Below are 22,653 nucleotides of genomic sequence, written 5' to 3'. Positions count from 1 at the left end.
TCTCCGTACGCTGGTGGTCGTCGCGGCCCGCTCCAGTTCCGGTGGAGCGGGCCGCGACCCGGTCAGTGCGAGACCGCGAACGTGTAGGTGGCGGTCGCGGTGCCGGGCACGCCGGCGCCGGTCACCTCGAACGTCACGGCGTAGGTGCCGGCCGCGCCGAACGCCCAGTTCGCGTGCGCGTGCGTGCCGGCCGCCACGGCCAGGCTGTCCGGCAGCCCGTCACCGGAGTCGAACAGCTTCGCCGGGGTGCCGAACGAGCCGGTCGTGTAGACGCTGAACCGGCCCGGCCCGCTGACGCCGGTGAGCCGGAACGTCAGCGACGAGACGCCGGTGGCGCCGGTGGTGTCCCAGCCCGCGAAGAGCAGGCTCGGGTTCTGCGACTGCGGCAGCACCCAGACCGTGCTGCCCGGCGTGCCGAGGAACGACCACGCGGACCCGCTCGGGACCGTGGTCTTCGCGGCGGCCGGCACCGCGAGCGTCACCTCGGCCGGTGCCCGGTCGACCGGCGTGCTTCCGGTGCCGTCCCGCAGATCCAGCGTGAGCGCGCCGCCGGCGTAGTCGACGTCGAGCACGTCGACGTGCCCGGCGGTGAGCGTGACCGGCGCGGCCTGGGCCGGCGAGGCCAGCAGCGTGCCGGCGACGGCCGCGGTCAGCGCGGCGGCGAGCAGCCGGCCGCTCATCGCCGCACCGTGAACGTGAAGACGGCCGGGTCGGACGTGACGGTCTCGCCGGTCGCGGCCAGTTCGGCGGAGGCGGTGACGGTCAGCCGGTACGTGCCCGCGCGGTCGAACGCCCAGTTGGCGTGCTCGTGCTGCCCGGCCTGGAGGGTCAGCGTGTCCGGCAGGCCGTCGGTGTCGTCCGCGAGCACGGCCGGGGTGCCGACCGCGTCCTGCGTGAAGACGGCGATGTCGCCCGGGCCGCGGACGGCGAGCAGGTTGATCCGCACGGTGTCGGCCGCGAGGACGCCCGGCTCCACCTCCGCGGCGGAGAGGCCCGCGTACAGCAGGTCGGGGTTCTGCACCTGGGGGAGCACCCAGACCGGCGCGCCGGCCGGGCCGAGGAACGCGTAGGCCGGGTCGTCCGGCACCGCGGTCTTCGCCGCGGGCTTGACCAGCAGCACGGCGTCGGCGGGCGCGAACTCGGTGTCGGTGGTCCCGTCGTGGATCGCGAGCTCGAGCGCGCCGTCCTCGAACGCCACGTCGATCGCGTCGACGTGGCCGGTGCTCAGCACGGCCGGCGCGGGGGACGCCTGCGCCGGGCCCGCGGTCGCGGCCAGCGCGGCCACGACCGCGCCGGTCCCGGCCAGCAGGCGGAGGGAGTGTCGCACGGACTGTCTCCTTCGGATGGTGGCCCGTCCCCGATGGACGGGCTCGGGCCAAACGATAATCGTTTTCATTAACTGCGGGGAAGCGTGTCCTGGGTCACGGTCCGGCGGCGTCCGATCAGGACCGCACCGGCGCCGGCCACCACCAGGATCGCGCCGACGGCCGCGATGAGCAGCACGTTCGCGCCGGTGAGCGGCAGGCCGCCGCCGCTCGGCGCGGGTGCGCTCGTGCCGCCGCCGCCGGTGTTCCCGGCGCCCGGGTCGGTGGCGTCGCCGACCGCGATGGTCAGCGTGCGGGTGTCCGAGACCGCGGCGCCGGCCTTCGTGGTCGCGGACATCTCCACGGCGAGCCGGTAGAGCCCGGGCGCGGTGAACGCCCAGTTGCCGTGCGCGTGCGTGTTGAGCGGGACGGCGAGCTTCTGCGGCATCGGCTTCGCGGAGTCGAACAGCACCTGCGGCGTGCCGAACGAGCCGGTCAGGAACAGTGCGAACGTGCCGGGACCCTCGACGCCCTTCAGCGTCCACGTCACGTCGCCGGTCACGCCGGACGTGACGGTGGAGTGCTGGGTGTTCCATCCGGGCCAGACGATGCCGGCCTGCTGGGTCTGCGGCAGCAGGTGGACCTGCGCGCCCTCGCGGCCGAGGAACGCGTAGCCGGTGCCGGCCGGCACCGGGATTTTCGCTTTGTCGGTCACCCTGAGCACCACGTCGGAGAGCTCCAGCCAGGCGGGCGGGTTCGCGGCGTCGTCCTTGAGCCTGATCCGCCAGGCGCCGTTCTCCAGCGTGGGCCCCATGTCCACGTGCCCGTCGCTGATCACCCGGCCGGCGGTGGGCGCGGCGGTCGTGACGGCGGGCGTGGCGGCGGTCCGGGCCTGCGCGGCCGGCGCCTGTGCCGGCGCCTGCGGTGCGGCCCGCGGCTGCACCCGCACCTGCGGCTGGACCGGTGGCAGCACCTGTGCCCGGACCTGCCCACCCGGCGCCGCAGTCGCGGTGCCGGGCTCCGCCGGGACGATCTCCGGAACCTCCACCGTGTAGACCGCCGAGGCCGAACCCGCCGCGGGCTCGCCGGAGACCGTGAAGCCGAGCCGGTAGACGCCGGGCGTGTCGAACGTCCACGCCACGTTCGTCAGCCGCGCGCCCGCGGGCAGCGCGGCGGTCGCCGGGCCGTCGCTGTCCACCAGCACGGCCGGCCGCCCCCACCCCGACACCGTGTAGGCCGCGAAACCGCCCGGACCGTCCACACTGTCCAGTCGGAGCGAGAGCGGGCCCGGTGCCCCCGTGGTGTCGATCGCGGGGAACCGCGAGCCGCCCGCGGACAGCGACCAGACCGCGCGGCCGGGCGCGCCGAGGAACGCGTACGCCGGATCGTCCGGCACGGTCGTGGCCAGCCCGCCGTCCGGCCCGAGCCGCAGGCCCGCGGGATCGCGCACCGTCCCGGCCGCGTCGCGGAACCGCAGGGACAGCCCGCCACCGCCGTCGTCGGTGACGGCGATCAGATCGGCGCCGTCCGCCGGGACGGCGGGCGGCGCGGCCAGTCCGGGCGCGGCGGTCGTCACCAGCGTGGTCAGGGCGGCGGCCGTCGCGGCGGCCACCCGGAGAGCTCTCACGGATTCGACTCCTTCGGGGATGAGAGGGCGAGGTCACGGCCGCGCCGTTCGGCCGCCGCGAGCGCGGCGGCCAGCCGCCGTCGCCGCCGGCGCCGGGCCAGCAGCGCGGCGGTGGTCAGCAGCAGCAGCGCGCCGAGCACGGCCAGTTGGGACCAGGGCACCAGCCAGACCGCGGTACGCACGACCGCCGGTGCCGGCCGTGGATCGAGCGGCTGCCCGTCCACCGCCACGGGCGCCACCGCGATCTCCACCGGCACCCGGAACAGCGGCCACACGCCGCCGGTGCGCACGGTCGCGCGGACCTCGCCGCCCGGCAGCACCTGCGGCAGGCCCGGGCCGGCGAAGACCGATCCGGGGGTACGCACCGAGGCCGCGCCCGCCAGCCGCACGTTGCCGGTGTTCGCGACCGTGACCGTGGCGGTCAGCGTGGGCAGGCGCAGCGGGTTCCACGGCACGTGCCGCTCGACCCGCGCGTCGCGCAGACTCAACTCGGGCCGCAGCGCGCCGGTCACCCGCAGGTGCACGCGCGTGCCGACCCGGTGGTCCACGGCGACCGCGGACCCGTCCGGCCCGGTGGCGGACCCGGTCAGCGACGCCACGACGCCGCCGACGTGGTCACCGGGCGTCGCGTTCGCCGGCACCGCGACCGTCACCGGCACCACCACGCGCGAGGCCGACGGCAGCACGACCGTCTCCCGCTCCGGGGTCAGCCAGGCGCCGGCGCCGGCCGGCGCGCGGTCAGCGGGCAGCAGGTCGAAGCCGCCCTCCGGCGTGGTGAACGCGTCGGTGGCGTAGACGCGCAGCGTGAGCGTCCGCCGCGAGTGGTTGGTGACCACCACGTGGTCGGTGAGCGTGGCGCCCGGGTCCAGCTTGTAGTCCAGCGCGGTCCGCCCGTCCGGTCCGGCCGGCCCGGACGGCGCCACGGACCAGGTGATCGGGGAGGGCGAGGGCGCCGGGGGCGCCGGCACGGGAGCCGTGGCCAGCAGCGGCGTGATCAGCAGGCCGACGAGCCTGTGCATCGGGTGTCCGTTCCGCGGGGGTGGCGAGGCGGCGGCCGAGGGTGGGGGACGGCCGCCGCCTCGCGCGGGGAGGGGGATCAGATGACGGTGAGCGTGAGCGTGCCGGTGTAGGTGCCGGCCGCGGTCTCGGTCGGGACGCGCAGCCGCAGTTGGGCGTCGAGCCGCGCGGTGCCGCGGCCCCGACCGGCCGGCGCGGTGGCCAGCGGCGCGCCGGTGCCGAGCCCGGAGCCGCCCGGCGTCGCGACCGGCCCGGCCACCACGCCCTGCCCGGCGCCCTGGGACACGACCGCGGGCGTCCAGCCCAGGTGCTCGGCGCCGAACGAGGCGCCGGTGGTGGCGCGGAAGCCGCCGGAGACCTGGCCGGAGACGGTCCAGCCGGGCGTGCCGGTGCGGGTGTCGGTGACCGTGACCGGGCGCAGCGCGCCGCCGGTCTCCCAGGCGTCGCCGCCGGGGGAGAGGGCGGCGGGCGGGAGCGTGACGGTCCGGTCCTCGGGCAGCACGCTGATCACGAGTGCGCCGGCCGACGGATCGATCGACGCGGTGACGCTCTTGGACGTACCCTCCGGTGCCGGTGCCGAGGTCACGCGCAGCGTGACCGGCGGGCTCGACGTGCCGTCCGCGAGTCCGACCCGGTATTCGGTCCGGTCCAGCGCCTCGGTCGCGGTGAAGCGGTAGGCCGCGCCGGTCTCGCCGGCGATCTCGGTGAACGCGTCCGCGCCGGCCGGGCGGCTGGACCACCGATAGCCGGTGGACGGCCCGCGCGGCGTCTGCACCGCCTGCAGCGTGACGGTCTCGCCCGGCCGGTAGGAGGCGGCCAGGCCGGAGATGGACAGCGACACCGGTTCCTCGGCCGCGTCGCCGACCACGAACCGGTACGGCACCGGCCCGGTGGACAGCGCGGTGCCGTCCGCGAGCGTGGCGTCCACCTGGAACGTGAGCGTGTAGCGGCCGGTCGCGCCGAACACCCAGCTCGCGTGCGCGTGCGTGTGCACCGGCACGTCGATGGAGTCCGGCAGCCCGTCCGTGCTGCGGAAGCGGATGTTCGGCTCGCCGAGCGAACTGGTGTCGAAGACCGTGACCGCGCCCGGGCCGTCCACGCCGACCAGGCTGAGCCGCACGCCGTCGCCGCGGAACGTGCCGGGCGCGAGCGCGGTGGTGTTCCAGCCCGGCCAGAGCAGCGCCGGGTCCTGGACCTGGGGCAGCATCCAGATCGGCGTGCCCGGCGCGCCGAGGAACGCGAAGGCCGGAAGGTCCGGCACCTCGGTGCGGGCGCCCGGCAGCACCTGGAATGTCACGTCGCCGACCGCGCGCGGGACCGGCGGGCTGACGGTGTCGTCGTTGACGCGCAGCTCCAGCCGCCCGTCCGCGTAGTGGACGTCGATCGCGTCGGTATGGCCCTGAGCGAGCACCACGGGGCCGGCGGCGCGTGCCGGCCCGGCCGCGACCAGACCGGCCAGCAGTCCCGCCACGACCGCGCCGGCTGTCGCCCGCCGTCGCAGAGCATTCATGGATCACCCTTCCCGGGGTTTTCTGATTTGAAAACCATTCCCATTATGGGTCGCCCGGAAGGTAGCACGGCGGACCCGGGGAGGGCCACGCCTCCCCGGGGTCCGAACTGGAGTGATCAGGAGCCGGGCGCGGCGTCCTGGAGGCGGCGGGCGTCCTCGCCGGGCGGCCGGCCGAACAGGCGACGGTACTCGCGGCTGAACTGGGACGGGCTGTCGTAGCCGACCGCGAACCCGGCCGCGGCCACGTCGTCCGGCGCGGCGGCGAGCCGGACCCGGGCCAGCTGCAGGCGCAGCTGTTTCTGGTACCGCACCGGGCTCATGCCGGTCAGCTCGCGGAAGTAGCGGTTCAGCGTGGGCGCGCTCACACCCACGTGCCGGGCCAGGTCCGCGATCCGGATCGTCTCCGTGAAGTGCTCGTTGATCCAGGCCGCGGCGTCCCGCGCGACGGCGGCGCGCGCGTCCGCCCGGCCGACCTGGCGGACCAGGCCGCCGAGCGGGCCGCGCAGCAGCCACCAGTGGATCTCCCGCTCCACGGCCGGCGCGAGGACCGCGAAGTCGTCCGGGCGGTCCACCAGCCGCAGCAGCCGCAGCACCGCGTCGAGCAGCTCCGGCGCCGCGTCCGCGATCGCGATGCCCAGCCCGGCGCGCGCGGCCGGTGCCGGGGACGGCGCGCGCAGCAGCAGCTCCGCGATCACCTCGGGCCGCAGCTCCATGCCGAACGCCAGGTACGGCACCTCGGTGAGCTGCGCGGTCAGCGGCAGTCCCACGGACGTCACCAGGTACTGCCCGGCGGCGTAGTCGAACTCGTGACCGGGGAGCGTGGTGCGCTTCCGGCCGCTCACGGTCAGCGCGACCAGCGGCCGGGTGACCGAGCCGGTCGGCTCCGTCACCCGCTCCTCGCGCATGACGCCCGCGTGCGGCAGCCACGCGCCGCGCGCCGGGTCCAGGTGGGGGATCAGCTCCCGCAGCTCCGCCAGCCGATCCATGGTGACGATTCTGCCACCGCGCGCAGATTGATCGGATCGTGCAACGCGCGGAGCGGATCGGCCTATGTGATCACCCGCGGCGCGGTGGAGGGTGGACGGGTCCGGCGGACGCGACGACAGGGGAGCGCATGGAGAGGGACGTGACGGTGCGGGTCAACGGCGAGCCGATGAAGTCCACCATGGACACGGAGACCACGCTGCTCGACGCGCTGCGCGACGACTTCGGCCTGACCGGCACGAAGAAGGGGTGCGACCAGGGCGCCTGCGGTGCCTGCACGGTGCTGCTGGACGGCCGCCGGGTGGTCTCCTGCCTGGTGCTGGCCGTCCAGTGCGAGGACCGCGACGTCACCACGGTCGAGGGCGTGACGGACCACCCGGTCACGGACGCGTTCGTGCGGCACGACGCGTTCCAGTGCGGCGCCTGCACGCCCGGGCAGATCATGTCCGCGGTCGCGCTGCTCGGCGAGGGACGCACCGGCTCGGACGCGGAGATCCGCGAGTTCATGAGCGGCAACCTGTGCCGCTGCGGCGCGTACGCGAACATCGTGGCCGCGATCCGGGAGGTGGCCGGGCGATGAGGTACGAACGTCCCACGGACCTGGCCACCGCGGTCGCGCTGGTCCGCGACGAGCCCGGCGCGGCCTACCTGGCCGGCGGCACCACACAGCTGGACCTCCAGCTCAAGGACCGGGTGGTGACGCGCTCGCTGCTGGTCGACATCGGGCGGCTGCCGCTGCGCGGCGTCGAGGACGGCGGCGACCGGCTGACCGTCGGCGCGCTGACCACCATGGAGGAGTTGGCCGCCCACCCGGTGGTGGCCGCGCGGCTGCCGGTGGTGCGGGAGGCGCTGCTGGCCGGCGCGTCGGTGCAGTTGCGCAACCTCGCCACGATCGGCGGCAACCTGTTGCAGCGCACCCGGTGCCGCTACTTCCGCGACGCGGCGGTGTCCCGGTGCAACAAGCGCGTCCCGGGTACGGGCTGCGCCGCGATCGACGGCACGCCGCGCATGCACGCGATCCTCGGCGCCGGGCCGGAGTGCATCGCGCTGCACGCGTCCGACCTGTGCGTGGCGCTGGTGGCGCTGCACGCGGTGGTGCACGTGACCGGGCCGGGCGGGTCCTACTCCGTACCGCTGCGGGATCTGCACGTCCGCCCGGGATCGCGGCCGGACGTGGAGACCGTGCTCGGGCACGGCGATCTGATCACGGCGGTGGAGGTGCCGGTCCCGGACGCGGCATCGGCCTACCTCAAGGTGCGGGACCGGGCGTCCTACGAGTTCGCGCTCACCTCGGCCGCGGCCGTGCTCCGGGTGCGGGACGGCGTGATCGAGGCGGCCGGCATCGGGCTCGGCGGCGTCGGCACCGTGCCCTGGTGGTCGCGCGAGGCGGAGGACGTGCTGGTCGGCGCGCCCGCCACGGCGGAGACGTTCCGGGCCGCGGCCGAGGCGGCGGTGGCCGACCCGTTCACCGTGCCGGGCACGGAGTTCAAGGTGGAGCTGGCCAAGCGGACGCTGACGCGCGTCCTGCGTACCGTGGGGGAGCGACGATGACGCTGGTCGGGAGGCCGGTCGACCGGGTGGACGGCCCGCTCAAGGTGCACGGCGCCGCGCGCTACCCGGCGGACGAGACGTGGCCGGACCTGGCGCACGCGGTGCTGGCCGGCGCGACCGTGGCGGCCGGGCGGATCACCGCGATCGACGCGACGGCCGCGCGGGCGGCGCCCGGCGTGCTCGCCGTGATCACCCACGAGAACGTGCTGCCGCTGCGCCCGGCGCCCGCCACCGCGCTCGGGCCGCCGCCCCGGTTCCCGCTGGCCGACGACGTGATCCGGCACTACGGGCAGTACCTGGCCGTGGTGGTCGCGCGCACCCGCCGGGAGGCGGCCGCCGCCGCCCGGCTGCTGGACGTCACCTACGCCGCGGAGCCGCCGGTCGTGCGGATGGACGACCCGCGCGCGGAGGTCGTGGAGAACCCGTTCGGCCTGGAGGTCGCGATCGGTGACGCGTCCGGCGCGGAGTTCGGATACGACGAGACGTTCACGATCCCGGCGGAGTCGAACAGCCCGATGGGCCTGTTCGCCACGGTCGCCCGGTGGGACGGCGACCGGCTCACCGTGCACGACTCCACCCAGTGGCCGGTGTCGGTCCGGTCCGTGCTGGCCGGTGTCTTCGGCGTCCCGGAGCCGGACGTGCGCGTGCTGTGCCGGTTCGTCGGCGGCGGGTTCGGCGCGGGCCTGAAGGTCTGGCCGCACACCGTGCTGGCCGCGGTCGCGGCGCGGATGACCGGCCGCCCGGTGCGCCTGGTGCTGGACCGGCCGCAGATGTTCGCCGGGACCGGCCACCGGTCGCGGTCCGTGCAGCGGCTGCGCATCGCGGCCGGGCCGGACGGGCGGCTCACCGCGATCGACCACCACGCCACGTCCACGGTCGGTATCGACGAGACGCTGTTCTCCGGCATCGTCACCGGTACGGCCGAGGCGTACGACTGCCCGAACATCGCCACGCACGACCGCCAGGTCCGGCTGCACATCCCGAACCCGGGGTTCCTGCGCGCGCCCGGCCACGGCGAGATGAACTTCGCGGTCGAGTCCGCCATGGACGAACTCGCCCACCGGCTCGGCATCGACCCGGTCGAGCTGCGGCTGCGCAACTTCCGGGCCACCCACCCGCACAGCGGGCTGCCGTGGTCCAGCAACGCGCTGCGCGACTGCTACCGGGTGGGCGCGGCGCGCTTCGGCTGGTCCGCGCGCGACCCGCGGCCCCGGTCCACCCGCGACGGGGACGAGCTGATCGGGTACGGCATGGCCGGCACCTCGTACAGCTGGTACGTGGGCGGCTGCCGGGCCCGGATCGACCTCGGCGCCGACGGGTGCGCGGTGGTGCGGACCGCCGCGACCGACATCGGCACCGGCACCGCCACGATCGTCACCCAGGTCGCGGCGGACCGGCTCGGCCTGCCGCTTACCCGGGTGCGCGCGGAGATCGGCGACACCGACCTGCCGCCGGCGCCGCAGTCCGGCGGCTCCGGCCTGGCCACGGCCGTGACCGGCGCGGTGCTGGCCGCGTCCGGCGAACTGCTGCGCGCGGTCGCCGGCCTGGCCGGTGGCGCGCTGGCCAGCCGCGCCGCGGACGAACTGGCCGCCACGGACGGCCGCGTGCACCTGCGCGCGGACCCGTCGACCGGCGTGTCGTTCACCGAGGTCCTGGCCCGGCACGGGCTGCCGGAGCTGAGCGCGGACGGCCAGTTCGATCCGGCGGACAGCGACGGCCTGGCCCGGTCCGGCGCGTTCGCGGCCCACTTCGTGGAGGTGCGGGTGGACGAGGAACTGGGCCGGCTGCGGGTCGCCCGGCTGGTCACGGCCGTGGACGCGGGACGCGTGCTGAACGAGAAGACCGCGCGGTCGCAGATCCTCGGCGGCGCGGTGATGGGGCTGGGCATGGCGCTGCTGGAGGAGATCGCTTGGGAGGACGGCACCGGCCGCCCGCCGAACGCCACGTTCGGCGACTACCTGATCCCGGTCAACGCGGACGTGCCGGACCACGACATCACGTTCGTGGGCGAGCCGGACCCGCTCAACCCGGGCGGCGCGAAGGGCATCGGCGAGGTCGGGCTGACCGGCGTGGCCGCGGCGGTGGCGAACGCGGTGTTCCACGCCACCGGCCGCCGCGTGCGCACGCTGCCGATCAGCGTCGAGCGGCTGCTGTCCGAGGAGCCGGCCGCGCTGGTGCACGGCTGACGGTGGTGCGGGCGGCTCCCACGGTGGATGATCGGCAGGCCGATCCCTCGTCCCCGGAGCCGTCCCACCGATGAATCCCACCGTCGCGCGCGTGCTGCGTACCGCCGGTATCGCGGTCGCCGCCCTTCTCGCCGTCCTGCTGGTGGCCGTGGCCGCGGTGTTCACCTGGCCGCTGGACGCGGACGGGCTGCACCCGGCCGGGCAGCGGCTGAGCTTCGCCGAGGCCCGCGCCCGGGTCGCCGAGAAGGTCGCGGCCGAGGAGGCCGACCCCGGCATCCTGCCCGAGTGCCGGTCGATGGCGCTGGTGCACGAGGACCGGCCGGCGGCCCGGTCGGTGCTGATGCTGCACGGGTTCACCGACTGCCCGGTGCAGTTCGCGCAGCTCGCCGCCACCTTCTACGACCAGGGGTACAACGTCTACGTGCCGCTGGCGCCGCGGCACGGCTACCCGGATCGGGAGGCGCTCGGCGACCTGCGCGCGCGGGACCTGGCCGAGTACGCGTCCGCCGCGCTCGACGTGACCGTGGCGCTGGGCGCGGAGGCCGGCGTGATCGGGCTGTCCGGCGGCGCGATGCTGGCCACCCGGCTCACCGCCGAGCGCCCGGACGACGTACGCCGGCTGCTGTCCATCTCGCCGTTCTACCGCCCGGCCCCGGCCCAGGCCGCGCCGGTCACGATCCGGCCGCTGATCGTGCTCTACGGCTTCCGGCTGCTGCCCGACCACGTCGACGACAAGAACATGTCGTACGCCGCCCTCGCCCAGTACGTGCGCCTGGCCGAGACCACCGACACCGGCCGGTCCGGCGGCAACCTGGCCTCGATAGCGGTGGTCACCGCCGTCAACGACGACCTGATCGACATGGAGCGGGCGATCTCCGTGCCGCGCGCGATCGCGGACGCGCGCGGGGTGCCGCTGACCGTCCACGAGTTCCCGGCCGAGTCCGGGCTCGGCCACGACCCGGTCGACCCGAACGACGTCGGCACCGCCCGGGACGAGGTGTACCGGCTCTACCTGGCGCTCTACGAGGACCGCTCCTGACGGTCCGGCGGGTCCGCGGCGGACCCGCCGGACGTCAGGACGTCAGCACCAGGTCAGCGTGGAGTTGGACCGGGTCACGTTGGCGATGGTGTTGTTGCTGCCCGTGCACGGGCTCCAGGTGATGTTGGTGTTCGACACCGTCAGGTTCTGGAACCGGATGCCGGACGACGGCGGGAACTCGGTGCGGGCCGCGATGCGGATCTCGCCGCCGCCGCTGACCGTGCCGGACGCGCCGGCGATGGTCACGTTGTAGCAGTTCTCGATCAGGATCGAGTTGTTGCCGGTGTTGGCGATGTCGACGCGGTCGATGGTCGCGCCGCCGCTCTCCGACACGCAGAACACGCCGCGTCCGCCGCCGCGCGCCTTGACCGTGCCGACCCGGATGTTGTTCGGGTACGAGCTGCCGACCCGGCCGTTGCGGTTGGCCATCCGGAACGCGGCGTATCCGGTGCCGCTGCCGGCGTTCTCCGCGTCGACCGTACCCACGGTGGCGTTGATGGTCTGGTTGAGCAGCAGGCCGGACTCGCCGACGCCGCGTGCGGTGACCGTGCCGATGGTCAGGCCGTCCACGCCGTAGGTCTCCACCGCGTGCGAGGACGCGCCGGAGACGTACACGTTGTCGATCCGCACGTTGCGGGTCCACTGCGCGGTGTCGCCGCGGTTGTCGATGCGCACGCCGAGCCCGCCGGACAGCCGCATGTCGATCTGGCCGAGCCACACGTTCGTGACGTTGCGCATGAAGACGCCGTACAGCGGGCTGCCGGTCACGTTCAGGTACGGCACCTCGATGTTGCTGACGCCGCGCGCGTAGATCGGTGCCTGGTCGCCGCTGCCGGAGCCGGTCACCGAGATCGTGCCGCAGACCGACAGCGAGGTCCAGCTGGCCAGCGAGATCCGGCTGCCGGCGGACATGGTGCCGTTGCCGCGCACCAGCACGCGCTGCATCGAGGTGCGCCCGGCCGTGAGGCTGCCGATGCCGGCCTGCACCGCGGCCCGGAAGTCGGTGCCGGTGTAGACGGCGGCGCCGGCCGCGTTGCGCGCGGTCCAAGTGTTGCCGCTGACCGTGACCTGGGACTGGAACGTGCCGTCCCCGCAGGCCGCGAGCTCGGCGCCGGCCGCGGGCGCTCCGGCCGTGGCCGCGTCGACCTGCGGGGTGACGGCGAGCGCGGCGGCGAGCAGCGCGGCGGCCGTGCCGGCGAGGGCCGCGCGTCGTCGGCGGCGGACGGGACGGGAGGCCGCGCGCGTGGGCGTACGCGCGGTGGTGTCGTGTGGAGCCACGAGGAGAGTCCTTCCCCTTGAAACGATCCATTCGCGCCGGTACGGACGTGCCGGTCGGAATAGCATTGAGGTTTCTCAATGGCTACCCGCATGTTGCGGGCGTGTCAAGGTGCGCGGTGTCGGGTTCGCGGTCGTTCGGCCTGGAGTGTGAACACCTGTTGTAATCTTGCGACAACTGAGCGTTGTTCGGCGTGGGAAGCGGGCACAGGTGACGATCGGGGCGGAGGCGCGTCGAACGGGCGATCCGCGCGACACGCTCGCCGCCGTGCTGGACGCGCACGAGAGCCGCTCCGTCGGCGACCCGCACGCCATCCTCGGACCGGCGATCGAGGCCCGCCGGCTCGCCGAGGAACTGGGCGACGAGGAGTCTGCCCGGCGCGCCATCCTGCTCCACGCGGACGTGCTGCTCCGCGACGGCCGGCTGGCCGAGGGGGGCCGGATGGCGCAGCAGGTGCTCGCCTGGGCCGAGCAGCACGACCGGCCGTTCCTGCGCGCCCGTGCCCACCGCGAGCTGGCGCTCTTTCATCGCCTGGTCGGCGAGTTCTCCGACGCGCTCGCGCACGCGGTGCAGTGCGTCGCCGGCCTGGAGGACGCCACGCCGGGCACCCGCGCGCAGCACCTGATGATGCTGGCCGTCTCGCTGGACGACAACGGCCGCTTCGCGGACAGCGACCGCTACTACCGGACCGTGCTGGAGATCGCCTCGGACGTGCGCGACCGCTCGCTCACGCTGCGCGTGCTCAACAACATGGCCTACAACGCGTACGAGACCGGGGACGAGTCCGGCGCGATCGCGCTCGCCGAGCTGATGCGCCAGGCCGGCGCGCGCTTCGGCCAGCCGCTCGCGGCGAAGGAGCGGGACACGATCGCGCGGGTGGAGATGATGGGCGGGCGGTACGCGGCCGTGGAGGAGACGCTGGCCGGCGCGCTGGCGGGCGCGCTGCCCGACCACGACGGCGACGGCATCGCGGAGTGCCTGCTCACCCTGGCCGAGGCGCGCCGCCGGGACGGCCGCTTCGAGGACGCGCAGGCGGCCCTGGACCACGCGGTCGCGCGCTGCGACGCCAACGGCCACGCCGGCGTGCGCGCGCAGGCCCGGCAGGAACAGGCCGCGCTGCACGCCGCCGCCGGCCGCTACCGGGAGGCGTACGAGGAGCACCGGATCTTCCACGCCGAGTCCACCGCGCTCTACCGGGAGCGCCAGCAGGCCCGCGCGTTCGCGTTGCAGGCGCTGTTCGAGGCGGACGAGGCGCGGCGCGCCACCGAGCACTTCCGCGAGATGGCCCACCGCGACGCGCTGACCGGCCTGTACAACCGGCGGTACGTGGACGAGCGCCTGCCCGCGCTGCTGGCCGAGGTCGCGGACGGCGGCGGCCCGCTCTCCGTCGCCATCGTGGACCTCGACCACTTCAAGCGCATCAACGACACGCTCTCGCACGCCACCGGCGACACCGTCCTCCAGCAGGTGGCCCGGCTGCTGGAGGAGGCGGCCGAGGCCGGCGGCTTCGCGGCCCGGCTGGGCGGCGAGGAGTTCGTGCTGGTCATGCCCGGTACGCCGGCCGCGGCCGCGGTCACCCGGGCGGAGCGGCTGCGGCGGCGGGTGCGCGCGCACGCGTGGGCGCCGCTGACCGGCGTGCTGCCGGTGACCACCAGCGTCGGCGTCGCCACCACGGCGGACGGGCACGCCACGATGGCCGCGCTGCTGGCCGCCGCGGACCGCCACCTCTACGCCGCGAAACACGCGGGCCGCGACCGCGTGGTGGCCGCGCGGACCTCATTCGGGTAAACCCGATCACTCGTACGCGCCGATGACGGGTGTCGATAAAGTGACTCGGAGATCCTCAAGGATGAATGAGGCCGGAATGAGACTTTCTCACCTCTAATTTGCGGCGATTATGTGCGCATGATGGCACTGTTCTATCGATCTTTTCCGCGCTTTGTCGCCGTGATCTCGATCGCGGTGGCGGGTGGTCTCGCAGCGACCACCCCGGCGCCCGCGCACGGCGGGCAGTGCGAGAACCAACAGGTCATGGTCGCCTTGACCGCCGACCGCGCCGCGCCTCGCTACCGGCTGGCGACGTGGCTGTGCACGCCGGAACGACCCACCTCGGCGGTGCAAGTTCTGATGTCGGGATTCACGTACGATCACCATTACTGGACGGTGGCGAGTCCGGGCCGGAGATCGTACGTGCAATCCGCGATCGCGGCCGGTTATGCGGTTTTGTATGTCGATCGAATTGGAGTCGGCGGAAGTGACCGGCCGCCCGCGCAGCTCGTCACCGCGGACACCGAGGCGTACGTGGCGCACCAGCTCGTGAGCCGGCTGCGCGCGGACCGGTACCGCACGGTCGTGGCCGTCGGGCACTCCTACGGCTCGCTGATCTGGGCCGCGGCGGCGTACCACTACGACGACGTGGACGCGCTGGTGCTCACCGGATACCTGCACGCGACCGACGTGCCCACCCAGCTCATGATCCGGGACCACCTGCGCCCGGCGCCCGGCGCGCCGGAGGGCTACCTGACCCAGGCGGCGAACTTCCGCCGCCGCGCCTACCTGCACCCGCCCGGGCTCGTGGACGGTATGGCGGACGCCGACGAGCGACTGCGCACCACGGGCACGACCGGCGAGCTGATGTCGCTGAAGAAGCTCGCGGACCCGACGTACACCAGCCGGGTCCGGCGCCCGGTGCTGCTCCAGCTGGGCGCGAGCGACCTGCTCTTCTGCAACGCGGCGAACGGCCTGAGCTGCGCGGAGCCGGCCGACCTCTGCGCGCGTGAGAAAGCGCTCTACCCGCAGGCCGCGCTCTCCGCCACGGTGGTGCGCGACGCCGGCCACTCCATCCAGCTCCACCGCTCCGCGGTGCGGGCGAGCGAGACCGCGCTCGACTGGATCGACCACACGCTCGGCCGCGGACCGTACCCGCGGGCCGTGCTCGACTGCCGCTGACCGCCTCCGGCCCCCGCCGTCGCACCGGCGGCGGGGGCCGCTATCCGACCGGCGTGCCGTTCTCCAGGTAGAGCGCGGTGCCCTCGGCGCGCGCCCGAGCCGCCGCCGCGACCCGCCGGGCGAGCACGGCGGGCAGGCGGGCGGCCGCCTCCCGTTCCGTGCACCACGCCCAGCCGCGCAGTTCGTCGGCGGGCACGCGGATCAGCGCCTCCCGCTCCGGCGGGAGCACGCCGCCGTCGAAGACCAGGTGCAGCCCCTCGGTACGCCCCGGGCGCGGCGGCACCCAGTCGGTGACCAGCAGCCGCCCCGGCGTGAGCGCCAGGCCCAGCTCCTCCGCGATCTCCCGCACCGCGGCCGCGTACGGCGACTCGTCGGCCTCGACCGTGCCGCCCGGAATCTCCCAGTACGGCTTGTAGGCCGGTTCCACCAGCAGCACCCGGCCCCGCTCATCGGTGAGGAGCAGCCCGGCGCTCATCCGCTTGCGCGGCAACGTCCTGGTGTAATCGTCGGTCATCGATCAAGGTTAACCGGCCGGCCGTCACGCAGGTGAGATCGTCCCGAGGCGGGGTATCCACGCGCCATGACCAACCCGGGGCGCCTGCGGCGAAGCACACTCACCAAGCCGGGACTCAGCCGCAGGCGGCAGGGGACCGGGTTCAGCTACCGGGACGCCGACGGCCGGCCGATCCGGGACGCGGACACGCTGCGCCGGATCCGGGCGCTGGTCATCCCGCCGGCGTGGAAGGACGTGTGGATCTCCCCGGACCCGCGCGGCCACATCCAGGCCACCGGCGTCGACGACGCCGGCCGCAAGCAGTACCGCTACCACGACGACTGGCGGGCCGCGCGCGACGCGAAGAAGTTCGACCGGGTCCTGGAGGCGGCGCGCCACCTGCCCGGCGTGCGTGCGCGGGTGCGCCGCGACCTCACCGGCGGCGACGACCTCAGCCGCGAGCGGGTGCTGGCCGCCAGCGTGCGCATGCTGGACCTCGGCCTGTTCCGGGTCGGCGGCGAGGAGTACGCCGCACGCGACGAGGACCCGTCGTTCGGCCTGTCCACGCTGCGCGCGGACCACCTGACGATCTCGCGCGGCGCCGCCACGCTCTGCTTCCCCGGCAAGTCCGGCGTCGAACACTGCGTCACGATCGAGGACGAGCTGGTCAACTCCGTGCTGTCCCGCCTGAAGAAGCGCCGGCACGGCGGCGAGCGGCTGCTGGTCTACCGCGACGCGGACACCGGCCGCTGGGCCGAGGTCTCCGCCGAGACGATCAACGCGTACCTGCGCGAGGTCAGCCACCGGCGGATGACCGCCAAGGACTTCCGCACCTGGCACGGCACCGTGGAGGCCGCCTCGGCCCTGGCCGCGAGCGGCCAGCAGCCCACCAGGGCCAAGCGCCGCCGGGTGGTCTCGCGCGCGATGAAGCAGGTCGCGGAGGCGCTGGGCAACACGCCCGCGGTCGCCCGCGCCTCGTACGTCGACCCGCGGATCGTCGAGCACTACGAGGAGGGCGGCGAGATCCGTACCGGCAGCGAACGCGAGGTCCGCGAGCTGCTCGAACACTAGGATGCGGGGCGCACCGGGCCACTTCTCCGGCGCCGGGATGGGATCATCGGGACATGACGGAGAACTCCCCGTGGTGGCGTGACGCGGTGATCTACCAGGTCTATCCGCGCAGCTTCGCGGACTCCGACGGGGACGGCATCGGCGATCTCCCCGGCGTGATCTCCCGCCTGCCCTACCTCGCCGGCCTCGGCGTGGACGCGATCTGGCTCAACCCCTTCTACCCGTCGCCGCAGGCCGACGCCGGCTACGACGTGGCCGACTACCGCGACGTCGAACCGCTGTTCGGCACCCTGGCCGATGCGGACGCGCTGATCGCCGCCGCCCACGAGGCAGGCCTGCGGATCATCGTGGACATCGTGCCGAACCACACCTCGTCCGAGCACGCCTGGTTCCGGGCCGCGCTGGCGGGTGACGCGTCCGCCCGGGCCCGCTACATCTTCCGTGAGGGGCACGGGGACGCGCCGCCGAACGGGTGGCGGTCGGTGTTCGGCGGGCCGGCCTGGACGCGCGTGGCGGACGGCGGCTGGTACCTGCACCTGTTCGACGCGGCGCAGCCGGACCTGGACTGGACCAACCCGGAGGTGGTCGCGGAGTTCCAGGACGTGCTGCGGTTCTGGCTGGACCGCGGCGTGGACGGGTTCCGCATCGACGTCGCGCACGGGCTGCACAAGGACCCGGCGTTCCCGGAGCTGCCGGAGACGCTCGACCCGGGCCTGCCGGTGCACGTCGCGCAGCCGGGGCACCCGTTCTGGGATCGCGACGACGTGCACGAGGTCTGGCGCGGCTGGCGGCGCGTGGTGGACGCGTACCCGGGGGACCGCACCATGGTCGCCGAGGCGTGGGTGCTGGACTTCGCGCGGCTCGGCCGCTACCTGGGCCCGGACGAGCTGCACACAGCGTTCAACTTCGCGTTCCTGGTGGCGCCGTGGGACGCCGGCGCGTTCCGGGCCGCGATCGACGACACGCTCGCCGGGCTCGCACCGGTCGGCGCGCCCGCCACCTGGGTGCTCTCCAACCACGACGTGGTCCGGCACGCCACCCGGTACGGCGGCGGCGCGCGCGGCCGGGCCCGGGCCCGGGCGGCGGCGCTGCTGATGCTGGCGCTGCCCGGCGGCGCCTACCTCTACCAGGGCGAGGAACTGGGGCTGGAGGAGGTGCTGGACATTCCGGACGAGCTGCGCCAGGACCCGAACTTCATCCGCACGAACGGCGCGGAGCGCGGCCGGGACGGCTGCCGGGTACCGATCCCGTGGTCCGGCACCACGCCGCCGTTCGGTTTCTCCGACCCCGCCGCGGGCACGCCGCGCGCACCGTGGCTGCCGCAGCCGGAGTCCTGGGCCGCGTACACCGTGGAGGCCGAGCAGTCGGACCCGGACTCGATGCTGACCCTCTACCGCGCCGCGCTGGAGATCCGGAAGCAGCGGCTGGGCGAGGGCGAGCTGGAGTGGCTGTCCGCGCCGGGCGAGGCGATGCTGTGCTTCCGCCGTACCCCCGGGGACCTGATCTGCGCGATCAACCTGGGCGAGACGCCGGCGGCGCTCCACCCGCGCGTGGCCGGCGCGACGCCGCTGCTGACCAGCGCGCCGCTCGGCGCCGACGGCCGCCTGCCCGCCGACGCCGGAGCCTGGTTCGCCGGTTAGTCCTCGGCCAGGCGGGCGGGGAAGCCGCCGGTGGCGATCGGGCCCCAGGACTCGATCGTCACGCGGATCAGCGACTTGCCCTGCGTGACCATGGCGGCGCGGTACTCGTCCCAGTCCGGGTGCTCGCCGGAGATGCAGCGAAAGTACTCGACGAGCGGCTCCAGCGCCTCCGGCAGGTCCAGCACCTCGGCGGTGCCGTCCACCTGCACCCACGCGCCGTTGAACTCGTCCGACAGCACACACACGGACACGGCCGGGTTCCGCCGGACGTTAGCGGACTTGGCGCGCTCCGGGTACGTGGAGATCACGATGCGGCCCTCGGTGTCGACGCCGCAGGCCACCGGCGAGGCCTGCGGGCGGCCGTCCGCGCGCGTGGTCATCAGGATCGCGTGGTGGCGCGGGCGGAGGAAGCCGATCAGCTCGTCGCGGCCGACCCGGGTGTTCGTGGCGATCGTGCGTGGCATCTGAGTGTTTTCCCCTCGATCCGTGGTTTCGCCGCAACCCTATGCGCCACTGGTGATCCAAAAGGCGGGCGCTCGGTAGACTGGCGTTCGTGGACGCGCCGTCGATGATCATCGCCCCGAGCATTCTGGCCGCCGACTTCGCCCGCCTCGCCGATGCGGCGCGCGCGGTCGAGGGCGAGGCCGACTGGCTGCACGTCGACGTGATGGACAACCACTTCGTGCCGAACCTGACGATCGGCCTGCCGGTGGTGCGGAGCCTGCGCGCGGCCACGCCGATCCCGTTCGACGTGCACCTGATGATCGAGGACCCGGAGCGGTGGGCGCCCGGGTACGCGGAGGCCGGCGCGTACAACGTGACGTTCCACGCGGAGGCCACGGACGATCCCGCCGCGCTGGCCAAGACGCTGCGCGCGGCCGGGTCCAAGGCCGGGCTGGCGATCGACCGGGACACCGACGTCACGCCGTACCTCGAGCTGCTCCCGCACTTCGACACGCTGCTGATCATGACGATCAAGGCGGGCTTCGGCGGGCAGAAGTTCTTACCCGGGACGCTGGACAAGGTTCGCGCCGCCCGCCGCCACATCGACGCCGGTCACCTGGAGGTGCGCCTGGAGGTGGACGGCGGCATCGCGGCGGACACCATCGAGGCCGCGGCCGAGGCCGGCGCGGACGCGTTCGTGGCCGGCACCGCGGTCTACGGCGCCGACGACCCGGCCGAGGCGATCCGCCGGCTCCGCGCACTCGGATCCGTGCGCTCATGACCGATCCTGCGGGCGGGGCGTGTCACCGCGGCGTGCCGTGGGTGACGGCTTTGAGCGAGCTTGCGAGCCAATCATCGGCTCGGCGCCGCGCACGGCGTTACCGCGGCGTGCCGTGGATGATGGCTTTGAGCGAGCTTGCGAGCCAATCATCGGCTCAGCGCCGCGCACGGCGTCACCGCGGCGTACCGTGGACGACGGCATGAGCAGTAATGAGCGGGACGAGTTCGGGGCGGAGCCGGGCCGCGACCTGATACTCGTGGTGGACGACGACCGGGACATCGCGCACTTCGTGGCGCTCAACCTCAAGCTCGACGGCTTCGACGTGGTCGTGGCGAACGACGGCAAACAGGCGCTCGACGAGATCGACAAGCAGCGCCCGTCGCTGGCCGTGATCGACCTGATGATGCCGGAGATCGACGGCCTGGAGCTGACCCGGCGGCTGCGGGCCAACCCGATCACGTCCACGCTGCCGATCATCATGCTGACCGCGAAGAGCATGACCATCGACAAGGTCAACGGCCTCAAGGCCGGCGCGGACGACTACATGGTCAAGCCGTTCGACACGTCCGAGCTGGTCGCGCGCGTGCGCAACACGCTGAGCCGCAACCAGGAGTCGCGCGAGGTGTCGCCGCTCACCGGGCTGCCCGGCAACAGCCGGATGAAGCGGGAGATCAGCGACCGGATCCGCAGCGGCGTCGACTACGCGGTCGGCTACATCGACATCGACCGCTTCAAGGCGGTCAACGACGTGTACGGCTTCGACCGCGGCGACGCGTTCATCCAGGCGCTGGCCCGCAGCCTGCACCGCGCGGTGGTCAAGGTCGGCCTGCCGCCGGTCTTCCTCGGCCACATCGGCGGCGACGACTTCATCTTCATCTGCACGCCGGAGCAGATCCGGCCGCTGACCCAGGCCATGGTCGTCGACTTCGAGGCCGCGGCGGACGCGCTCTACGATCCCGAGCACGCGCGGCGCGGCTACATCGAGGTGCCGGACCGGCGCGGCGGCAAGCAGCGGGCCGCGCTGGTCACGCTCTCCATCGGGGTGGCCACCTCCGGCGAGGGCCGCCGCTTCGACGACCCGCGGATGGTGATGGCGATCGCCTCCGACATGAAGAAGACCGCGAAGAACCAGCCCGGCTCGTACGTCGCGATCGACCGCCGCGGCACGGCGTAGCGGCGGTACCCGGTGGCGGAGCGCACCGGGCTGTGACGTCGGTCCCCCGATGGCAGACGATCGCGCGGGAACGTGTAAGACTCAGGGGTAGCCCACCACGCGCTGGCGGGACTCGGTGTAATTCCGAACCGGCGGTGATCCGTTCCGAGCAGGAGCGGTCAGCCCGCGACCCGGACGTGCGACCTGTACGGCCGGTGGACCTGGTGAGAATCCGGGGCCGACGGTTGACCCGGCCGGCCACGGCCGCGGTCAGACAGTCCGGATGGGAGACAGCGCGCGGACGATCGAGGCTGCCCTGACCATGGGCGGCCCCGGGGGTACGGCTTGCCGTACCCGTGTCCCGATGCTCCTCCCCTCCGCTGCGCGTGACCACACCGCGAGCGAGGGGAGATGGCCGCCATGGCTAGCCGGGCCGAGGACGAGGCGATGCGGCACGCGATCGCGCTCGCCGGGTTCGGTCTCGGGACCACCAGCCCGAACCCGGTGATGGGCTGCGTCATCCTGGACTCGCAGGAGCGCGTGGTCGGCGAGGGCTTCCACGCCTACGCCGGCGGGCCGCACGCGGAGATCGTGGCGCTGGCGCACGCGGGGGAGCGGGCCAAGGGCGGCACCGCCGTGGTGACGCTCGAGTCCTGCGACAGCATGGGCCGGACCGGGCCGTGCACGCGCGCGCTCATCCAGGCCGGCATCCGCCGCGTGGTGATCGCGGTCTCCGATCCGAACCCGGCCGCCGGTCACGGCGCCGCGACGCTGCGCGCCGCGGGGATCGAGGTCGAGTTGGGGGTACGCGAGGAGGAGGCCGCCACCGGCAACGTGGCCTGGCTGACCGCGGTCCGCCGGGGCTGGCCGTACGTGACCTGGCGCGTCGCCTCCACGCTGGACGGGCGTACCGCCGCGGTGGACAACTCCTCCGAGTGGATCACGTCGGAGGCCGCCCGGATAGACGTGCACCAACTGCGCGGCGAGGCCGACGCGATCATCATCGGCGTCGGCACCGTGCTGGCCGACAACCCGCGCCTGACCGTGCGCAACGTCCGCGACGGGAGCCTGGCCATCCGCCAGTCGCTGCGCGTGGTGGTGGACGGCGACGGCGAGACGCCGCCGGACGCGCGCGTGCGCGACGGGCTGGCCGAGACCTGGATCGCGACCGCGAAGGAGGTCGGCACCGGCCCGGACGGCCTGGTCGACCTGCGCGCGCTGCTGCGCGGGTTGTACCAGCGCGGCGTGCGCGCGGCGCTGCTGGAGGGCGGCCCCACGCTGGCGGCCGGCTTCCTCTCCGCCGGCCTGGTCGACCGCGTGATCGGCTACATGGCGCCGAAGCTGCTGGGCGCCGGCCGGGCCGCGCTGTCCGGCAAGGAACTGAGCAACGGCGTCGGCGTCGGCATCCTGCGCGAGCCGATCGACCTGGAGTTCACCGAGATCACGCTGGTCGGACCGGACATCCGGTACACGGCCGTGCCGATCCGCCGCTCGCCCGCCGCCCGGACGAGCTTGACCGCGCACCTGGAGCGGATGACGCCTCAGGTGCCGAGGGAAGCCGACATCTCGGCGGAGGAACGCGCCAGCTCGGAGATCATGCGCGGCGTGCCGATCCGGACCGGGACCAC

The 22,653-nt window shown here is 74.2% G+C and carries 19 protein-coding genes, 1 pseudogene and 1 riboswitch; of the genes and pseudogenes, 11 read left to right on the top strand and 9 right to left on the bottom strand.

Annotated elements, in window-relative coordinates; genetic code table 11:
• Nucleotides 1-62 precede the first annotated feature (62 nt).
• The 6 genes from J2S41_RS21570 to J2S41_RS21545 form a co-directional block, all read right to left on the bottom strand.
• Nucleotides 63-680, bottom strand: a complete 618-nt coding sequence (locus J2S41_RS21570) for a choice-of-anchor M domain-containing protein (protein WP_310369909.1) — start codon at nucleotides 678-680, stop codon at nucleotides 63-65.
• A complete protein-coding gene (locus J2S41_RS21565; RefSeq protein ID WP_310369907.1) occupies nucleotides 677-1,327 on the bottom strand; it encodes a choice-of-anchor M domain-containing protein in 651 nt (216 codons plus the stop codon). Before J2S41_RS21565 ends, J2S41_RS21570 begins: the two co-directional genes overlap by 4 nt.
• Nucleotides 1,328-1,395: 68 nt before the next feature.
• The gene (locus J2S41_RS21560; RefSeq protein ID WP_310369905.1) at nucleotides 1,396-2,931 is read right to left on the bottom strand and encodes a TIGR03773 family transporter-associated surface protein; all 1,536 of its coding nucleotides are present in this window, start codon (nucleotides 2,929-2,931) and stop codon (nucleotides 1,396-1,398) included.
• Complete coding sequence (locus tag J2S41_RS21555) at nucleotides 2,928-3,950, bottom strand: WxL protein peptidoglycan domain-containing protein (RefSeq protein ID WP_310369903.1); 1,023 nt, start codon at nucleotides 3,948-3,950, stop codon at nucleotides 2,928-2,930. Before J2S41_RS21555 ends, J2S41_RS21560 begins: the two co-directional genes overlap by 4 nt.
• A 77-nt stretch (nucleotides 3,951-4,027) precedes the next feature.
• A complete protein-coding gene (locus tag J2S41_RS21550) occupies nucleotides 4,028-5,458 on the bottom strand; it encodes a choice-of-anchor M domain-containing protein (RefSeq protein ID WP_310369901.1) in 1,431 nt (476 codons plus the stop codon).
• Nucleotides 5,459-5,574: 116 nt separating this feature from the next.
• Nucleotides 5,575-6,444: an AraC family transcriptional regulator gene (locus J2S41_RS21545; RefSeq protein WP_310369899.1), complete on the bottom strand. Its 870-nt coding sequence runs from the start codon at nucleotides 6,442-6,444 to the stop codon at nucleotides 5,575-5,577.
• Between the two features lie 128 nt (nucleotides 6,445-6,572).
• On the opposite strand from J2S41_RS21545, the gene J2S41_RS21540 reads away from it, so the two are divergent.
• The 4 genes from J2S41_RS21540 (at nucleotide 6,573) to J2S41_RS21525 (ending at nucleotide 11,218) form a co-directional block, all read left to right on the top strand.
• Nucleotides 6,573-7,022 (top strand): (2Fe-2S)-binding protein, encoded by a 450-nt coding sequence (locus J2S41_RS21540; RefSeq protein ID WP_310369898.1) that lies wholly within the window; start codon nucleotides 6,573-6,575, stop codon nucleotides 7,020-7,022.
• Entirely contained in the window at nucleotides 7,019-7,993 is a 975-nt protein-coding gene (locus J2S41_RS21535) for an FAD binding domain-containing protein (RefSeq protein WP_310369897.1), read from the top strand. The genes J2S41_RS21540 and J2S41_RS21535 overlap by 4 nt, the downstream gene beginning before the upstream one ends.
• Nucleotides 7,990-10,179, top strand: a complete 2,190-nt coding sequence (locus J2S41_RS21530) for a xanthine dehydrogenase family protein molybdopterin-binding subunit (protein ID WP_310369896.1) — start codon at nucleotides 7,990-7,992, stop codon at nucleotides 10,177-10,179. Before J2S41_RS21535 ends, J2S41_RS21530 begins: the two co-directional genes overlap by 4 nt.
• A gap of 70 nt (nucleotides 10,180-10,249) precedes the next feature.
• Nucleotides 10,250-11,218 (top strand): alpha/beta fold hydrolase, encoded by a 969-nt coding sequence (locus J2S41_RS21525; RefSeq protein WP_310369894.1) that lies wholly within the window; start codon nucleotides 10,250-10,252, stop codon nucleotides 11,216-11,218.
• A gap of 42 nt (nucleotides 11,219-11,260) precedes the next feature.
• Here the strand turns inward: J2S41_RS21525 and J2S41_RS21520 are convergent, their stop codons facing one another.
• On the bottom strand, nucleotides 11,261-12,496 hold the full coding sequence (locus J2S41_RS21520) for a hypothetical protein (protein WP_310369892.1): 1,236 nt from the start codon (nucleotides 12,494-12,496) through the stop codon (nucleotides 11,261-11,263).
• 208 nt (nucleotides 12,497-12,704) lie between these two features.
• On the opposite strand from J2S41_RS21520, the gene J2S41_RS21515 reads away from it, so the two are divergent.
• Both J2S41_RS21515 and J2S41_RS21510 read left to right on the top strand, forming a co-directional pair.
• Nucleotides 12,705-14,282, top strand: a complete 1,578-nt coding sequence (locus tag J2S41_RS21515; protein ID WP_310369890.1) for a tetratricopeptide repeat-containing diguanylate cyclase — start codon at nucleotides 12,705-12,707, stop codon at nucleotides 14,280-14,282.
• Between the two features lie 117 nt (nucleotides 14,283-14,399).
• Nucleotides 14,400-15,443, top strand: a complete 1,044-nt coding sequence (locus J2S41_RS21510; protein WP_310369889.1) for an alpha/beta hydrolase — start codon at nucleotides 14,400-14,402, stop codon at nucleotides 15,441-15,443.
• A gap of 40 nt (nucleotides 15,444-15,483) precedes the next feature.
• Here the strand turns inward: J2S41_RS21510 and J2S41_RS21505 are convergent, their stop codons facing one another.
• Nucleotides 15,484-15,957, bottom strand: coding sequence for an NUDIX domain-containing protein (locus J2S41_RS21505; RefSeq protein ID WP_310369887.1), 474 nt, complete (start codon nucleotides 15,955-15,957; stop codon nucleotides 15,484-15,486).
• 66 nt (nucleotides 15,958-16,023) lie between these two features.
• Between J2S41_RS21505 and J2S41_RS21500 the strand changes: the two genes are divergently transcribed.
• Nucleotides 16,024-17,007 (top strand): DNA topoisomerase IB, encoded by a 984-nt coding sequence (locus tag J2S41_RS21500; protein ID WP_310369886.1) that lies wholly within the window; start codon nucleotides 16,024-16,026, stop codon nucleotides 17,005-17,007.
• A gap of 53 nt (nucleotides 17,008-17,060) precedes the next feature.
• Nucleotides 17,061-18,647 (top strand): glycoside hydrolase family 13 protein, encoded by a 1,587-nt coding sequence (locus J2S41_RS21495; RefSeq protein WP_310369885.1) that lies wholly within the window; start codon nucleotides 17,061-17,063, stop codon nucleotides 18,645-18,647.
• On the opposite strand, the gene J2S41_RS21490 is transcribed toward J2S41_RS21495, so the two are convergent.
• Complete coding sequence (locus J2S41_RS21490) at nucleotides 18,644-19,111, bottom strand: PPOX class F420-dependent oxidoreductase (protein WP_310369884.1); 468 nt, start codon at nucleotides 19,109-19,111, stop codon at nucleotides 18,644-18,646. The two genes, J2S41_RS21495 and J2S41_RS21490, sit on opposite strands and share 4 nt — an antisense overlap.
• 104 nt (nucleotides 19,112-19,215) lie before the next feature.
• Between J2S41_RS21490 and rpe the strand changes: the two genes are divergently transcribed.
• The 3 genes and pseudogenes from rpe to ribD all read left to right on the top strand — a co-directional run.
• Nucleotides 19,216-19,872, top strand: coding sequence for a ribulose-phosphate 3-epimerase (gene rpe, locus J2S41_RS21485; protein WP_310376443.1), 657 nt, complete (start codon nucleotides 19,216-19,218; stop codon nucleotides 19,870-19,872).
• Between the two features lie 199 nt (nucleotides 19,873-20,071).
• Entirely contained in the window at nucleotides 20,072-21,046 is a 975-nt protein-coding gene (locus J2S41_RS21480; RefSeq protein ID WP_310369883.1) for a response regulator, read from the top strand.
• Between the two features lie 97 nt (nucleotides 21,047-21,143).
• Nucleotides 21,144-21,324: riboswitch (FMN riboswitch) on the top strand.
• Between the two features lie 121 nt (nucleotides 21,325-21,445).
• A pseudogene (gene ribD / locus J2S41_RS21475) lies at nucleotides 21,446-22,501 on the top strand (bifunctional diaminohydroxyphosphoribosylaminopyrimidine deaminase/5-amino-6-(5-phosphoribosylamino)uracil reductase RibD); the annotation flags it as partial.
• Between the last annotated feature and the right edge of the window lie 152 nt (nucleotides 22,502-22,653).

It is taken from the genome of Catenuloplanes atrovinosus, assembly GCF_031458235.1.
In the GTDB taxonomy this organism is placed as follows: Bacteria; Actinomycetota; Actinomycetes; order Mycobacteriales; family Micromonosporaceae; genus Catenuloplanes; species Catenuloplanes atrovinosus.
The sequence above is the reverse complement of the archived record's forward strand: the minus strand, read 5'-3'. Positions and strand labels throughout refer to the sequence as shown.